Origin of the sequence: Marinobacter sp. F4218, assembly GCF_019443085.1 — a bacterium.
Classification (GTDB): domain Bacteria; phylum Pseudomonadota; class Gammaproteobacteria; order Pseudomonadales; family Oleiphilaceae; genus Marinobacter; species Marinobacter albus.
Window position 1 is genome coordinate 823,109 of sequence record NZ_JAHZIL010000003.1, and the last position, 16,284, is coordinate 839,392.

The 16,284-nt window shown below is 63.5% G+C and carries 13 protein-coding genes; 2 read left to right on the forward strand and 11 right to left on the reverse strand.

The annotated features are described in order from the left end of the window. Positions 1 to 2: 2 nt before the first annotated feature. The 11 genes from K0B93_RS07850 to urtA form a co-directional block, all read right to left on the reverse strand. Positions 3 to 710, reverse strand: coding sequence for an urease accessory protein UreF (locus K0B93_RS07850; RefSeq protein ID WP_416383205.1), 708 nt, complete (start codon positions 708 to 710; stop codon positions 3 to 5). Next, entirely contained in the window at positions 688 to 1,218 is a 531-nt protein-coding gene (ureE, locus tag K0B93_RS07855; RefSeq protein ID WP_219866676.1) for an urease accessory protein UreE, read from the reverse strand. The genes K0B93_RS07850 and ureE overlap by 23 nt, the downstream gene beginning before the upstream one ends. A gap of 33 nt (positions 1,219 to 1,251) precedes the next feature. Further along, positions 1,252 to 2,955, reverse strand: a complete 1,704-nt coding sequence (gene ureC, locus K0B93_RS07860) for an urease subunit alpha (RefSeq protein ID WP_219866677.1) — start codon at positions 2,953 to 2,955, stop codon at positions 1,252 to 1,254. Between the two features lie 148 nt (positions 2,956 to 3,103). Then, entirely contained in the window at positions 3,104 to 3,421 is a 318-nt protein-coding gene (locus K0B93_RS07865; protein WP_219866678.1) for an urease subunit beta, read from the reverse strand. 156 nt (positions 3,422 to 3,577) lie between these two features. Then, complete coding sequence (gene ureA, locus K0B93_RS07870) at positions 3,578 to 3,880, reverse strand: urease subunit gamma (protein WP_219866679.1); 303 nt, start codon at positions 3,878 to 3,880, stop codon at positions 3,578 to 3,580. 41 nt (positions 3,881 to 3,921) lie between these two features. Continuing rightward, entirely contained in the window at positions 3,922 to 4,818 is an 897-nt protein-coding gene (locus K0B93_RS07875; RefSeq protein ID WP_219866680.1) for an urease accessory protein UreD, read from the reverse strand. Next, positions 4,815 to 5,513, reverse strand: a complete 699-nt coding sequence (gene urtE / locus K0B93_RS07880; RefSeq protein ID WP_219866681.1) for an urea ABC transporter ATP-binding subunit UrtE — start codon at positions 5,511 to 5,513, stop codon at positions 4,815 to 4,817. Before urtE ends, K0B93_RS07875 begins: the two co-directional genes overlap by 4 nt. Then, the gene (gene urtD, locus K0B93_RS07885; protein ID WP_219866682.1) at positions 5,513 to 6,337 is read right to left on the reverse strand and encodes an urea ABC transporter ATP-binding protein UrtD; all 825 of its coding nucleotides are present in this window, start codon (positions 6,335 to 6,337) and stop codon (positions 5,513 to 5,515) included. The genes urtE and urtD overlap by 1 nt, the downstream gene beginning before the upstream one ends. Next, positions 6,334 to 7,458, reverse strand: coding sequence for an urea ABC transporter permease subunit UrtC (gene urtC / locus K0B93_RS07890; protein WP_219866683.1), 1,125 nt, complete (start codon positions 7,456 to 7,458; stop codon positions 6,334 to 6,336). The genes urtD and urtC overlap by 4 nt, the downstream gene beginning before the upstream one ends. A 3-nt stretch (positions 7,459 to 7,461) precedes the next feature. Next, the gene (gene urtB / locus K0B93_RS07895) at positions 7,462 to 9,066 is read right to left on the reverse strand and encodes an urea ABC transporter permease subunit UrtB (RefSeq protein WP_219866684.1); all 1,605 of its coding nucleotides are present in this window, start codon (positions 9,064 to 9,066) and stop codon (positions 7,462 to 7,464) included. A gap of 85 nt (positions 9,067 to 9,151) precedes the next feature. Next, on the reverse strand, positions 9,152 to 10,450 hold the full coding sequence (urtA, locus tag K0B93_RS07900; protein WP_219866685.1) for an urea ABC transporter substrate-binding protein: 1,299 nt from the start codon (positions 10,448 to 10,450) through the stop codon (positions 9,152 to 9,154). A 348-nt stretch (positions 10,451 to 10,798) separates the two neighbouring features. Here urtA and atzF point away from each other — a divergent pair, with 348 nt between their 5' ends. Further along, positions 10,799 to 12,634: an allophanate hydrolase gene (atzF, locus tag K0B93_RS07905; RefSeq protein WP_219866686.1), complete on the forward strand. Its 1,836-nt coding sequence runs from the start codon at positions 10,799 to 10,801 to the stop codon at positions 12,632 to 12,634. Between the two features lie 14 nt (positions 12,635 to 12,648). Next, positions 12,649 to 16,281 (forward strand): urea carboxylase, encoded by a 3,633-nt coding sequence (uca, locus tag K0B93_RS07910; protein ID WP_219866687.1) that lies wholly within the window; start codon positions 12,649 to 12,651, stop codon positions 16,279 to 16,281. The last annotated feature ends 3 nt before the right edge of the window (positions 16,282 to 16,284 follow it).

The window sequence follows — 16,284 nt, forward strand, 5'->3', positions numbered from 1 at the left end:
GTTCAGCTTCTGAAAAGCCGTGAATACTGGGTTTCGTGCAGAGCGCTGCCGAGCGCCAGCCCCGGCAGGACCGGGCCAAGTTCGTGGTCGTCTTTCTCCAGGGCGTTGTCCACGGCCATCACCAGTTTCGGGCGCAGCCGTTCGGTCAGGCGCTGGGCGGCGGTGTGGCCCAGGGGCATGGCCTTGCAGGCAACGGCGAGCTGGTTCTCCAGCCAGGCCCAGGCGAAGCCGAGCAGGGTCTGCCGTGCCGGTACGCTGCGCATGTGGGCGGCCCAGGCAAACAGGGTGACGTAACCGGGGTCTTCCGGAATCAGGTCCTTTTCCGGTAACAGGTCCAGGCTGACGAGCAGGCGCACCAGGGCCGCCCCCAGGCGGATGTCTTCGTCGATCAGCTCGGCGGTTTCCCGGGTGGCGTGCAGCCATTCGTTCCACTGGGCCACGGTTTGGCCATCGCCGTTCGCCCAGGCTTCCTGAACCCGGATCAGCAGCGGCAGTTCGCAGTTGGTCAGGCCGTCTTCCAGCACCCCTTCCAGCCAGTTCCCCAGCTCGTCTTCGTTATTCACCCAGCCCAGTTCAAAGGCGCTTTCCAGGCCCTGGGACCAGGCAAAGGCACCGATGGGCAATGCGGGGCTGACCAGTTGCAGCAGCCCCAGCAGGGCGAGATCGCCCACGGGGGTCTGGCTGCTGTCAGTGGGAGTGAGCGTGGTCATGGTGGTGGCCATGGCTGTGTGAGTGACCGTGGGAATGCCCATTGCTATTGCCGGCTTGTGCATAGGCTCCCGGTTCCGGATCGAAGGGCGCGCGGTGGTGCTCCAGCGTCGCGCCCAGGCGTTCAGCCAGTTCCTCCAGCACGTGGTCCGGCGGGAAGCGGACCCAGCCGGTTTGTCCGTCCTCCCTGCTCTCGTCACTGCCAATCGCGAGGGACACGTGGCGGTTGCCCAGGTGGTAGCACAGCCTTGCCATGGCCAGGCCCGGCTCGATGTGAGCGGTTACTACCGGCTCATCGGCGGCGCGGATGCGGATGATCTCGCCGGTTTCGGCCTGCAGGAAAGCGCCTTCGCGCAGCACCGGGCCGCGATCGAGGAACAGGCCGACGTCGTAACCGGTGTCGGTTTTGGTGCGCAGGCGGCCGCGCATGCGCAGCTCGAACGGCAGCGTGAGGTGGTCGTGGATTTCTGTGGTCTCAACCGGTCCGACCCGTTGGGTAAGTTCAAGCATGTCGGTCTCCTGGAACAGCCATGAGCTGTCTCTTCAAAAAAGGTGATAACGCTGGGCCAGCGGCAGTTCGGTGGCCGGCTCGCAGGTAAGCAGTTCGCCGTCGGCGTGCACTTCGTAGGTTTGCGGGTCTACGGTGATGTGCGGGCAGCCGTCGTTCAGTTTCATATCGCTCTTGCGCACGGTGCGCACGCCTTTGCAGGCGGACAGCGGGCTGTCCAGCCCCAATTCCTTGCCAATGCCGGCATCGATGGCGGCCTGGCTGACAAAGCTCAGGCGGGTGGCACTGGCGGCCTTGCCGAAGGCGCCGAACATGGGGCGGTAGTGCACCGGCTGGGGCGTGGGGATCGAGGCGTTGGCATCGCCCATGGGCGCCGCCGCAATCATGCCACCCTTGAGGATGGTGGCCGGTTTCACGCCGAAGAACGCCGGACTCCAGAGCACCAAGTCCGCCAGCTTACCCACTTCCACGGAGCCCACTTCGTGCGCGATGCCGTGGGTGATGGCGGGGTTGATGGTGTACTTGGCGATGTAGCGTTTGGCGCGCAGGTTGTCGGCGCCCCGGTCTTCGTCTTCCGGCAGCAGGCCGCGCTGCTGTTTCATCTTGTGGGCGGTCTGCCAGGTGCGGCACACCACTTCGCCCACCCGGCCCATGGCCTGGGAATCGGAGGCGATCATGGAGATCACGCCCAGGTCATGGAGGATGTCTTCGGCGGCGATGGTCTCCCGGCGGATGCGCGAATCCGCGAAGGCGACGTCTTCCGGGATGTTCGGGTCGAGGTGGTGGCACACCATCAGCATGTCGAGGTGTTCGTCGATGGTGTTCACGGTGTAGGGCCGTGTCGGGTTGGTGGAGGACGGCAGCACGTAGGGTTTGGAGCAGGCGGTGATGATGTCCGGCGCGTGGCCGCCACCTGCGCCTTCGGTGTGGTAGGTGTGGATGCAGCGTTCCTTGAACGCGGCCAGGGTGTCTTCCACGAACCCGGATTCGTTCAGGGTGTCGGTGTGGATGGCCACCTGCACGTCGTACTTGTCCGCCACGGTGAGGCAGTTGTCGATGGAGGCCGGGGTGGTGCCCCAGTCTTCGTGCAGTTTCAGGCCAATGGCGCCGGCCTGGATTTGCAGTTCCAGGGATTCCGGCAGGCTGGCGTTGCCCTTGCCGAGGAAGCCGATGTTCATGGGCATGGAGTCCACCGCCTGGAGCATTTTGCCGATGTGCCAGGCGCCCGGGGTGCAGGTGGTGGCGTTGGTGCCGGTGGCCGGGCCGGTGCCGCCGCCGAGCATGGTGGTGATGCCGCTCATCAGGGCTTCTTCGATCTGCTGGGGGCAGATGAAGTGGATGTGGGCGTCGATGCCGCCGGCGGTGAGGATTTTTCCTTCACCGGCGATGACTTCGGTACCGGGGCCGATGACGATCTGGACGTCTGGCTGGGTGTCGGGGTTGCCGGCTTTGCCGATGGCGGCGATTCGGCCCTTCTGGATGCCGACGTCGGCTTTGACGATGCCCCACCAATCGAGGATGAGGGCGTTGGTGATGACGGTGTCCATCACCGAGTCGTCGGCGCGCTGGCTCTGGCCCATGCCGTCCCGGATGACTTTGCCGCCCCCGAATTTTACTTCGTCGCCGTAGTGGGTGCTGTCGCTTTCCACTTCGATCCACAGGTCGGTGTCGCCCAGGCGGACTCGATCACCCACAGTGGGGCCGTACATGTCGGCGTAGGCTTGTCTGGTTATCTTCATCGTATCCCTCGTTTTAACTTGGGTGCTGGGGCCGGTCGAGACATCCCTTCCGGGAAACGCTCCTGGCGGCACATCCATGTGGCGCTTGGGCTCCGCCATCCATGGCTCCGCACATTCCCGAAAGGGACGCCCCGACCGGCCCTGCTAATCACTTCTTGGAGTCCAACTTGCCCATGACTTCCTGTCGGAAACCGTAGATTTCTCGGCTGCCGCTGAATGGAATCAACGTCACTTCGCGGCTTTGGCCGGGTTCGAAGCGGATAGCGGTGCCGGCGGCGACGTCGAGTCGGTAGCCCCTGGCCTTGGCGCGGTCGAAATCCAGGGCCGGATTGGCTTCGGCGAAGTGGTAGTGGGAGCCAATCTGGACCGGGCGGTCGCCGGTGTTGGCCACGTCTATCTGGATGCGTTCGCGGCCTTCGCAGAGTTCAATGTCGCCGTCTTTCAAATCGTATTCACCAGGGATCATAAATAGCCTCCTGTAAAGGCCGATGAGAAGCGTTGGCGAGGCAGCCGATGCAAGGCAAAAGAAGGCGAAAAAGCGCAGTTTATGCGCGTATAAATGAGCAATTTGAGCCTTCTTTTAACGCCGCAGCGGCAACGCAGGTAGCTTCTCATTGGCCTTTCAAACAATTGGGTTGTGGACGGTGACTAGCTTGGTGCCGTCCGGGAAGGTGGCTTCCACCTGCACTTCGTCGACCATGTCGGCGATGCCGTCCATCACATCCTCACGGGTGAGGATTTCTGTGCCGGCGGTCATGAGTTCGGCGACGGTGCGCCCTTCTCTGGCCCCTTCCATGATTTCGGCGCTGATGAGGGCGACGGCTTCGGGGTAGTTGAGCTTCAGGCCCTTGGCCTTGCGGCGTTCGGCCAGCAGGGCTGCGGTGAACAGCAGCAGTTTGTCTTTGTCTCTGGGCGTCAATTCCATCGTTTTTCGCTCCGTCTTTCGCTAGGCAGTTCGGATATTGTTCAGGTCAGCCAGATTCGGGGAACGCTGGCTGGCTGGCCGGTGAGTCTTGGTCTGAGCAGTTCCCAGGCCCGCTGGCACAGAGCCCAGGCTTCGTTTCTTTCCTGCCCCAGGTAGCGCAGCAGCACCACGCCCCGGCGGCGGGTGACGGCCCAGCGGTGGTTGTCGGGCAGGGTTTCCCGGAGTTCTTCGATGGCGGCGGCTTCGTCGTTCAGTCCGACGACCCACAAGGTGGCCTGTACGGTGGCGCCGCCTTGGCCCCAGTGGCCTTTGAATCTGGGGTGGTTTGGATCCATCGGTTGGCGTTCCAGCCACAGGGGGCGGCCGTCCATCAGCAGGCGGAATTTCTGTTCGAGGTGGCCGGAGATAAACGGCAGTTTGCTGGCCGGGCGGCCGAGGGCAAGGATTTCCCAGCCGAGGCATTTGGCACCGGTGGCCAGTTCGATGGTGGTGCTCTGTTCGCCCCGGGAACCGTCGAAGGCGAGGGTTTCCTGGGGCAGGTATTCGAGGATGCCGCCCTTCTCCACCTGCAACCGGGTGTGCTGGGCCCAGGCGACGCCGTGGCTGTCGGCCTTGTAGAGTTTGGCGGCGGCCGGGGTGGTCAGCAGCGTGTGGGCACCCTCGCCGACCCGGGCCTGGATGCTCAGGGCATCGCCGCTGACCAGCCCGCCGGGCGGGTGCAGCAGGTACACATGGCAGCAGCCGTTGCGGCCTTCCGGGTAGAACGGGCGCTGAACCCGCAGCGGGCCCTGATGGCGCACGTGGGTCATGCGGGTGGCGGTGTTGTCGCCATCCTGGCGGGCGTCGAAGCCCAGCGAGATCGACGCCGCCCAGCGCCGGCCTTCGTCAAAGCGGTGGCCGGAGTCGTTGGCGGCAGGCAAAGGCTGAAAGACCGTCATACCGTCAGGTGTTTCTTGATCAGGTCGTCGGTCAGCTCGGCGATTTCGCCTTCGGCAACGCGGCGGCCGCGGTCGAGGATGGCGAAGCGGTCTGCGTACTTGCGGGCGAACGGGAGCTTCTGTTCCACCAGCAACACGGTGAGGCCGTCTTCCTGGATCAGCCTCTGAATGACCTCGCCAATCTGTGCCACGATGTTGGGCTGGATGCCCTCGCCCGGCTCGTCGAGGATCAGCAGGCGCGGTTCGATCACCAGCGCCCGGCCGATGGCGAGCTGCTGTTGCTGGCCGCCGGAGAGGTCGCCGCCGCGGCGGTGGCGCATTTCTTTCAGCACCGGGAAGAGTTCGTACACCCGCTCGGGGATTTTCTTGCTGCCGTCCTTGCGCACGGCCAGGCCGGTGCGCAGGTTTTCTTCCACGGTCAGCAATGGGAAGATCTGCCGGCCCTGGGGCACGTAGCCGATGCCAAGGCGAGAGCGGTCTTCAATTTTCTTCCGGGTGAGCTCCACGTCCTGGGCAAACAGGATGGAGCCGCTTTTCACGGTTTCCTCACCCATCACGCATTTCATCAGGGTGGTCTTGCCCACGCCATTGCGGCCCATCACGCAGGTGCACTGGCCCTGGGGCACGTCCAGATCCAGATCCCAGAGGGTGTGGCTTTCGCCGTAGAACTGATTCAGTTTTTCGATCCTCAGCATCACGCCTCCTCCCCGAGATAGACCTTAATCACTTCCGGGTCGTTGGAGACCTGGTCCATGGAGCCTTCCGCCAGCACGCTGCCCTGGTGCAGCACGGTGACCTTGCGGGCGATGGAGCGCACGAAGCCCATGTCGTGCTCCACCACCACCACGGACTGCTTGCCCGCGAGGCTGGTGAGCAGCTCGGCGGTGCGTTCCATTTCCTGTTCGGTCATGCCGGCCACGGGTTCGTCCACCAGCAGCAGGCGCGGCTTCTGCATCAGCAACATGCCGATTTCCAGCCACTGCTTCTGGCCGTGGGAGAGGATGCCGGCCAGGGCATCACGCAGCTCCTTGAGGCCGATCATCTCCAGCACTTCGTCAATGCGGTCCCGGAATTCCGGTTTCATGATCGCGGTGAGCGTGGGGAACACGCGCTTGTCCGCCGCCATGGCCAGCTCCAGGTTTTCGAACACGGTGAGCGCTTCGAACACCGTGGGCTTCTGGAACTTGCGGCCGATGCCCAGGGAGGCGATGTCCGGCTCGTTCATGGTGAGCAGGTTGTGGCGGCTGCCGAACCACACCGAGCCGCTGTCCGGGCGGGTCTTGCCGGTGATAATGTCCATCATGGTGGTCTTGCCCGCGCCGTTGGGGCCGATGATGCAGCGCAGCTCGCCGTCGTCGATGGTGAGGTTGAGGTTGTTGATGGCCTTGAAGCCGTCGAAGCTCACGTTCACGTCGTCCAGGTACAGGATCGGACCGTGGCGCACGTCCACCGGCGACTGCACCTGAGTGAGAAACTCGAACACGTGTTCCCGGTCACTCAGCTCCTGAAAAATGCTCATGCGGTGGCCTCCTGCGCGGCGGGTGTGTGGCTGGTGTCATCGGCTTTCTTTTTACGGAACAGCAAGCCGGCGATGCCCTTGGGCAGGAACACGGTCACCAGCACGAACAGGCCGCCGAGAGCGAACAGCCAGGCGTCCGGCATGACGCCGGTGAACACGGTTTTGGCGTAGTTCACCAGCAGCGCGCCGATCACCGCACCGTAGAGGGTCGCGCGGCCGCCGAGGGCCACCCACACCACGATCTCGATGGAGAACAGCGGCGAGAATTCGCTCGGGTTGATAATGCCCACCTGGGGCACGTAGAGCGCACCGGCCACGCCGGCGAGCATGGCGGAGACCACGAACACGAACAGCTGCACCCGTTCCACCCGGTAGCCCAGGAAGCGGGTACGGGCCTCGGCATCGCGGCAGGCGACGCTCACCCGGCCGAGCTTGCTGGTGACGATGCCGCGGCAGACCACGTAGCCGATGGCAAGGGCGATGCCGGTGGCAATGAACAGGCCGAGGCGGGTGGCGTCGGTGCGCAGGTCAAAGCCGAGGATGTCCTTGAAATCGGTCAGGCCGTTGTTGCCGCCAAAGCCCATCTCGTTGCGGAAGAACGCCAGCATCAGCGCAAAGGTGAGCGCCTGGGTGATGATGGAGAGGTACACCCCGGTTACCCGGGAGCGGAAGGCCAGGAAGCCGAATACCAGGGCCAGGATGCCCGGGGCCAGTAGCACCATCACGAAGGCAAACCAGGCCATGTCGAAGCCGAGCCAGTACCAGGGCAGTTCCTGCCAGTTCAGGAACACCATGAAGTCCGGCAGGATCGGATCGCCGTAGACGCCGCGATCACCGATCTGGCGCATCAGGTACATGCCCATGGCGTAACCGCCGAGCGCAAAGAAGGCGCCGTGGCCGAGACTGAGGATACCGAGGTAACCCCAGACCAGGTCCACCGCCACCGCCAGCAGGGCGTAACACAGGTACTTGCCCAACAGGGTGACGGTGTAGGAGCTGACATAGAGCGCGCTGTCCTGCGGCATGAACACGTGTAGCGCGCTGACAACGACCAGGGCGGCAAACAGCACGCCGAGGAAGATCTGGGTGGACCGTTCCTGCAAGGGTCTTGTTAACCACATACCTCAACCCTCCGCGGCTCGGCCTTTCTGGGGGAAAAGCCCCTTCGGCCGTTTCTGGATGAACAGGATGATCAGTACCAGCACCAGGATCTTGGCGAGCACGGCGCCGGCCCAGGGTTCCAGCAGCTGGTTGATGGTGCCCAGGGACAGGCCCGCCAGCAGGGTGCCCCAGAGGTTACCCACCCCACCGAACACCACCACCATGAACGAATCGATGATGTAGCTCTGGCCCAGGTTGGGGCCGACGTTGGTGATCTGGGACAGCGCGACACCGGCCAGGCCGGCCACACCGGAGCCCAGGCCGAAGGTCAGGATGTCCACCTTGGTGGCCTTGATGCCCATGGAGCGGGCCATGGCCCGGTTCTGGGTGACGGCGCGCACTTCCAGGCCCAGACGGGTCTTGCGCATGATCAGCATCAGGCCGGCGAATACCACCAGGGCAAAGCCGATCACGTACATGCGGTTAAGCGTCAGGGAGAGTGCCTCGTTGATCATCACCGAACCGCTCATCCAGTCCGGGGTGATCACGGTGCGGTTCAGGGGCGATATCACCGTGCGCACCAGTTGTTGCAGGATCAGGCTGACGCCGAAGGTGGCCAGCAGGGTTTCCAGCGGGCGGCCCTTGAGGTGCTGGATCACGCTGCGCTCGATGGCGATGCCCGCCAGCGCCGCCACCAGGAAACCGGCGGGAATGGACAGCACCAGCGCCAGGCCGGGCTGGCCCGGAAGCAGTTGCTGCATGCCCCAGGTGGTGTAGGCGCCGAGCATGATCAGCTCGCCGTGGGCCATGTTGATCACGCCCATCACCCCGAAAGTGATGGCCAGGCCGATGGCGGCCAGCACCAGTACCGAGCCGAGGGAGAGCCCGAAGTAGAGGGTCTCGGCGGCGCGGTTCAGTTTCAGTTTCTGTTCGATGCTTTTCATCGCGGCTTGAGCGGCGGAGACCAGCTGCGGGTCATCGCTGCGCATGGCCTGCTGCAGGGCGGCCCGGGCCTCGGAGTTGAGGCTGCCGGAGAGGGTCGCCACGGCGGCGACATCGCCCTGCTCTTCCACGCGGTAAATGGCGAGGGCTTCAGTCAGGGCCGCCTGAACCGATTCGCTCTCTTCGGCGTCGATCAGTTCCGGCAGGCGCTCGGCCAGGGTGTCGTCCACGCTGCCTTTAAGGGCGCGGGCGGCGGATAAACGGTTGTCCTCATCGGGACTCTTGAGATCGATCACCGACAGGATGCCTTCCAGCTCGTTACGCAGGGCGTTGTTGACGCGGATGGTGTCGATGTCGCGGCGGGAGACTTCGCCGAGGTTTTCGCGGGTGAGCGCACTTTCCACGGTCCAGTCGCGGCCCCGGTTTTCCAGCACGATGATGAATTGCCCGCTGGATTCGATGCGGCCCAGTTTGTTGCTGGCGAAGGCTTCGAGCCAGCCGCGGGCACGTTCGTCGCCACTGCCGGCGATGCGGTTAACGACGTCTTTTTTTTCCTTGAAGGAAGATTCCGCCAGGGCGGTGAGCAGTTGCTGCGCTTCCGTGTCTTCCACCTGGGCCTGCGTGAGGGCGGGCCAGAGCAGAAAACAGACGACCAGAAGCGGGCTGAGCGATCGGATGATGCCCATGGTTGCGTCCTGTCCTTGAGAATAGATGTGTTGCCAGGTGAAGGCGGGCGGGGACTGTCTCCCCGCCCGCAGGCTCAGTCAGCCCTTACTGGGAAGCAACTTCGGCCTTGCCGCCACAGGTGCCGGAAACCACGTTGAAGTTTCCGCAGAACAGCGGCTTGCGCCAGTCACTGATCAGGTCCTTTGAACCCGGCAGGAAGTCAGACCAGGCATCGCCAGCCACGGTGGACGGAGTTTCCCAGACTACGGAGAACTGGCCGTTGTCCTGGATCTCACCGATCAGCACCGGCTTGGTGATGTGGTGGTTCGGCATCATGGTGGCGTAGCCGCCGGTGAGGTTGGGCACGCTCACGCCGATGATGGCGTCTTTCACGGCGTCCACATCCACGGTGCCGGCTTTCTTGACCGCCTCGATGTACATGTTGAAGCCGATGTAGTGCGCTTCCATCGGATCGTTGGTGACCGCGTCTTCCTGGCCGGTGTACTCAACCCAGGCGTCGATGAAGTCGTAGTTGGCGTCGGAATCCACGCTCATGAAGTAGTTCCAGGCCGCCAGGTGGCCAACCAGAGGACCGGTGTCGATACCGGACAGCTCCTGCTCGCCCACGGAGAAGGCCACAACCGGGATGTCTGCGGCGTCGATGCCCTGGTTACCCAGCTCGCGGTAGAACGGGACGTTGGCGTCGCCGTTGATGGTGGAGACCACGGCGGTTTTCTTGCCGGCGCTGCCGAACTTCTTGATGTCGGAAACGATGGACTGCCAGTTGGAGTGACCAAACGGCGTGTAGTTGATCATGATGTCGTCCGCGGCCACGCCCTTGTCCTTGAGGTAGGTCTCGAGGATCTTGTTGGTGGTGCGCGGGTAGACGTAGTCGGTACCGGCCAGCACCCAGCGCTCAACGCCGATGTCGTTCATCAGGTAATCCACGGCCGGGATGGCTTGCTGGTTGGGCGCGGCACCGGTGTAGAAGACGTTTTCGGAGGATTCCTCACCCTCGTACTGCACCGGGTAAAACAGAAGGCCGTTGAGCTCTTCCACCACCGGCAGTACGGATTTGCGGGACACCGAGGTCCAGTTACCGAAGATCACGTCCACTTCTTCTTTTGCCAGCAGTTCGCGGGCTTTCTCGGCGAACAGCGGCCAGTTGGAGGCCGGATCGACCACCACCGGTTCAAGCTGACGACCCAGCACACCGCCGGCTTCGTTCTGCTTTTCGATCAGCATCAGCATGGTGTCTTTCAGGGTGGACTCACTGATGGCCATGGTGCCGGAGAGGGAATGCAGGATACCAACCTTGATGGGATCTTCCGCAGCGACGGAATTGAAAGAGATGGAAAGCGCCAGTGCAGAGAGGCCCAGTTTCACGTGTTTTTTGATGCTCATGTTGTGCGTCCTTTTCTTGGTTTGGGGTATGCAGTTCGTCATGAAACGCAACAGAACCTTTGCATCAGCTGTTCCACATTCCACCAATGTTCCTACAAAACAGTCACTTATCTAGTATACAAGCAACCAAGAACGCACGGAGTGCCCGCTACCACTGCGCTGAGCCGCTGTTTTACGGCTCAATTCTGGTGCGCTCGCACCGGCTTTGGGCGCACCTGAAAACACCAACCTTTCGCCAAAAAAGTTTAACCTACTGTTTTTTATATGTTTATCAATAAAAATCGGCAAATGGCACAGGCATTGCCATCCCACATGTATACAAGTTGATAACGCACATGAGGACGACCAATGCCTTCAACTCTCGGATGGACCATCAAGGACTGGCAGAGCGCCTATAAAGAAGGCGCCAAGCCTGAGTCATTGCTGGGTGAGCTGCTGACCGGGCTGGATACCGAAGATGCCGCCTGGATTTCGCTGCTCGATGGCGACGGCCTCGCCAGTGCCCTGGCCGAACTGGCGCTGACTCTGGAAGCCGCCGGTGGCGACAGGAGTGCTCTTCCGCTCTACGGCATTCCGTTCGCGGCAAAAGACAACATCGATGTCCGCGGCTTTGAAACAACGGCCGGCTGCCCCGCATTTGCCTACTCCCCCGCGCAGGACGCCACCACGATTGTCCGACTGAAAGCCGCCGGCGCGGTGGTGATCGGCAAGACCAACCTGGACCAGTTCGCCACCGGGCTGGTGGGCACCCGCTCCCCGTATGGTGCGGTGCCAAACAGCTTCAAGCCGGACGTGGTAAGCGGTGGATCCAGCTCCGGGTCTGCCTCGGTGGTGGCGCGCGGCCTGGTGCCGTTCTCCCTGGGTACCGATACCGCCGGCTCCGGCCGGGTGCCGGCGGGGCTGAACAATCTGGTCGGGCTGAAGCCCACCCGGGGGATGTTCAGCATTCGCGGCGTCGTGCCCGCCTGTCGTTCGCTCGATTGCGTATCCATCTTTGCGCTCACCGTGAACGATGCCGGGCTGGTGTCGGAGGCCATGGCCGGTTACGACGCCGCCGATGCCTTCTCCCGCAAGGCGCCCTACGCCCTGCCCTTGGACGGCCCCGCCCTGCGCCGGCCGGGACCAATCAAACGGCTGGCCATTCCGGAGCATCCGCACTGGTTCGGTGACCAGCAAGCCGAAGCCGCCTGGAACACCGCCATCAGTCAGTGGCGACAGCAGGATGTGGAGCTGATTCCGATGGATTTCAGCCCCATGCTGGAGCTGGCCGCGCTGCTTTATGAGGGCCCCTGGGTGGCCGAGCGCCATGCCGCAGTGGAGACGTTCAGGGCCAGCCACGGGGACGAGATGAACCCGGTGGTCCGGGGCATCATCGACAGCGCCGGCAAGTTCAGCGCCACCGATACCTTCAAGGCTCAGTACCTCAAGGAAGAGCTGCAGCGCCAGATTGATGAACTCCTGGTGGATGTGGATGCCATGCTGGTGCCCACGGCGCCCACCGCTCCCACGATTGAAGCGGTGAACGCTGACCCGCTGGCCCTGAACAGCCAGCTCGGGACCTACACCAACTTCGTAAACCTGGCCGACATGAGCGCCCTGGCCATACCCGCCGGCTTCCGGGACGACGGCCTGCCCTTCGGTGTCACCCTGATCAGCGGGGCCTGGAAAGACACCGAACTGCAACACCTGGCCTGCCAGTGGCTGAACGCCCACCCAACTCCGCTGGGCGCCACCGGGAACCCCCGACCGGAAGAAACGCCCGGCGCCGCCATCAGCACGCCGACCATCCAGGTGGCCGTGGTGGGGGCCCACCTCAGCGGCATGCCCCTGAATACGCAGCTGACGGAGCGCTACTCGGTGCTGCTGGAGCAGACCACCACCGCCGCCAACTACCGGCTTTACGCCCTGCCCAATACCACCCCGCCCAAGCCCGGGTTAAGACGGGTGGCTGACAGTGAAGGCGAGGAAATCATTGTGGAAGTCTGGGAAATGCCCGCGTCGGCCTTCGGCTCCTTTGTGGATCTGATCCCTGCCCCGCTGGGTATCGGCAATGTGGAACTCGCCGATGGCCGATGGGTGAATGGCTTCATCTGCGAAGGCTATGGCTTCGACGGCGCCCGGGACGTCACTGAATTCGGTGGCTGGCGCGCCTACATCACCGCCCTGAAATCCGGAACGGCATAAGGAGAGCCGCCATCATGTTTACCAAAGTACTGATCGCCAACCGGGGTGAAATCGCGGTTCGCACCATTCGCACTCTCAAGGCTATGGGCGTTGGCAGCGTGGCTGTCTATTCCCATCAGGACCGCCACAGCCTGCACGTGACCCTCGCGGACGAATCCGTGGGCCTGACCGGCAACGGTGCCAGTGAAACCTACCTCGACAAGGCCCAGATTCTCTCCGCCGCCCGGCACACCGGTGCCCAGGCGATTATTCCGGGCTATGGCTTTCTCTCCGAGAACGCCGATTTCGCCGAGGCCTGCGAGGCGGACGGCATTGCCTTCGTTGGCCCGACGCCGGACCAGATGCGTGAATTCGGCCTCAAGCACCGGGCCCGGGAACTGGCGGAAGCCGCCGGTGTGCCCCTGGCGCCAGGCAGCGGCCTGCTGGAAAGTCTGGACGAAGCCCTGGCCACCGCCGAACGCCTGGGCTACCCGGTGATGCTGAAAAGCACCGCCGGCGGTGGCGGCATCGGTCTCACCCGCTGCGACAACGAGCGTGAACTACGGGATGCCTTCGAAACCGTACGCCGTCAGGGCCAGAGTTTCTTCAACGACAGCGGCGTGTTTCTGGAGCGTTTCATCGCCCGTGCCCGCCATGTGGAAGTGCAGATATTCGGTGACGGCGCCGGCAACGTCGTCGCCCTGGGTGAGCGGGACTGCTCCCTGCAGCGCCGCAACCAGAAAGTGGTGGAGGAAACCCCGGCCCCGAACCTGCCGGCGGCCACCCGCCAGAAGATGCTGGATGCGGCGGTCTCCCTGGGCCAATCGGTGAATTACCGGTCCGCGGGTACGGTGGAGTACATCTACGACGCCGACCGGGACGAGTTCTACTTCCTCGAAGTAAATACCCGCTTACAGGTTGAGCACCCGGTAACCGAGTCCGTCACCGGGCTGGACCTGATCGGGTGGATGCTGAAGATTGCTGCCGGCGAGAGCCCGGAGCTGGCCAGCTTCGAGCCGGAGCTGAACGGGGCCTCCATGGAAGTGCGCATCTACGCCGAAGACCCGCTCAAGGATTTCCAGCCCTCCCCGGGCGAGCTGACCGACGTACACTGGCCGGAAGACGGCGTGCGGGTGGATACCTGGGTGGAAAACGGCAGCGAGGTGTCGGCCCACTATGACCCCATGATCGCCAAGCTGATCGTACATGGCACCGACCGCGCCGATGCCCTGGCGAAGCTGAAAGCCGCCCTCGCCGAAACCCGGCTGATGGGCATTGCCACCAACCTGGATTACCTTCGCCAGGTGGTGGCCCAGCCCAGCTTTGCCGACGGCATTGTGTCCACCCGGGCGCTGGAGGGCTTCGAGTTCAGGCCCTCCGTGGCGGAAGTGGTCAAACCCGGAACCTACACCACCGTGCAGGATTACCCGGGCCGCGTGGGCTACTGGAACATCGGTGTGCCACCCAGCGGGCCCATGGACGATTACGCCTTCCGCCTTGCCAACCGTATTGTGGGCAATCACCACGAAGCAGCAGGGCTGGAAGCCACCCTGATCGGACCCAGCCTGAAGTTCCACAAGGATGCCGTGGTGGCGCTGACCGGCGCGCTCTCGGACGCCACGCTGGACGATGAGCCGGTGGCCTTCTGGACGCCCATCACCGTCAAAGCCGGCCAGGTGCTGGCCGTCGGCAAGGCCATCAAGGGCTGCCGCACCTATCTGGCGGTGCGTGGCGGATTTGATGTTCCGGTGTACCTGGGCAGCCGCTCCACCTTTGCCCTGGGCCAGTTCGGCGGCCACGGCGGCCGGCCCCTGCGCCCCGGCGACATGCTGGGCATCAGCCAGATCGCCCTGCCCGCCTGCACGACAACCGCCCCCACCCACGACCCGGCCCCGGCCGACCCGAACCTGATTCCGGACTACCCGAACCACTGGGAAATCGGCGTGCTCTACGGGCCCCATGGTGCGCCGGATTTCTTCACCGAGAACTCCATCGAGAAGTTCTTCGAGCAGGACTGGGAAGTGCACTACAACTCCAACCGCCTGGGCATTCGCCTGAATGGCCCCAAGCCGGAGTTCACCCGAGCCGACGGTGGCGAAGCGGGGCTGCACCCCTCCAATATCCACGACTGTGAATACGCCATCGGCTCCATCAACTTCACCGGTGACATGCCGGTCATTCTCACCAAGGACGGCCCCAGCCTGGGCGGTTTCGTGTGCCCGGTGACCATCGCCAAGGCGGAGCTGTGGAAGGTCGGCCAGGTGAAACCCGGCGACACCATCCGGTTCGTGGCCATTGATAACGACACCGCCGTGAGTCTCTCCGAACGCCAGGAGCTGGCGATCAGGACTCTGGTGGCACCGGCCGTGGCGGCCCTGGCCAAACCGGACCTGGCACCGCTGAATGGTCTGTCCGCCACAATCCTGGCCCATCTGGAGGAAACCGACGGCCGACCGGAAGTCACCTACCGCCAGGCCGGTGACCAGTACATCCTGCTGGAATACGGCCCCAACGTCATGGACCTTGGCGTGCGCCTGCGCATCCATGCCCTGATGGAAGCCATCGCCGATGTGCAGCCCGCCGGGCTCCTGGAACTGTCCCCGGGGGTGCGTTCCCTGCAGCTGAGGTACGACGCCCGCATCCTGCCGCAGCAGGCCCTGATGCAGTACCTGCTGGACCTGGAAGCCACGCTGCCGCCTACGGACGAACTGAAGGTCCGCAGCCGGGTGATTCACCTGCCCATGGCCTTCGAAGACAGCGCCACCCTGGAAGCGGTGGACAAATACCGTCGGTCCGTGCGGGATACCGCGCCCTGGCTACCCAACAACGTCGACTTCATGCAGCGCATCAATGGGCTGGCAACACGGGAAGAAGTGCGCGATGTACTGTTCTCGGCACGGTACCTGGTGCTGGGGCTGGGTGACGTTTACCTGGGGGCCCCCTGCGCCGTGCCGCTGGACCCGCGTCACCGGCTGCTCACCTCCAAGTACAACCCGGCCCGAACCTATACCGCCGAAGGCACCGTGGGCATCGGCGGCGTGTACATGTGCATCTACGGCATGGACTCCCCCGGCGGTTACCAGCTGGTGGGCCGCACCCTGCCGATCTGGAACAAATACCTGAAGAATCCCCAGTTCGCCGAGGGCGCACCCTGGCTGCTGCGGTTCTTTGACCAGGTGTGCTACTACCCGGTCACCGAGGCCGAGCTGGACGAGATGCGCGACCAGTTCCGTGCCGGCCAACTGACCGTAAGGATCGATGAAGAAACCTTCGATCTGAAAACCCACCAGGCCTTCCTCGACGCCAACGCCGACTCCATTTCCGAGTTCCGGAAGATGCAGCAGGCGGCCTACGCCCGGGAAGTCGCCCTGTGGAAAGACAGCGAAGCCGAGGAGCTCGACAAACTGGCCAAGGCGCAGCCAAAAGCGGATGCCTCGGATCTGGAAAAGTTCGGGGAGCTGGTCAGCGCGGAGATTGCCGGAAACATCTGGAAGTGCCTGGTCAAACCCGGCGATACCGTTGCAGAGGGCGATGCCCTGGTCGTCGTCGAGGCCATGAAGATGGAGTTTGAGATCAACGCAACGCTTGCAGGAACCATCAGTGCATTGCATGTTGAACCGGGCAAGGCTGTTACGCCCGGGGAGCCTTTGTTAAGCATTGAGGTCTGACTA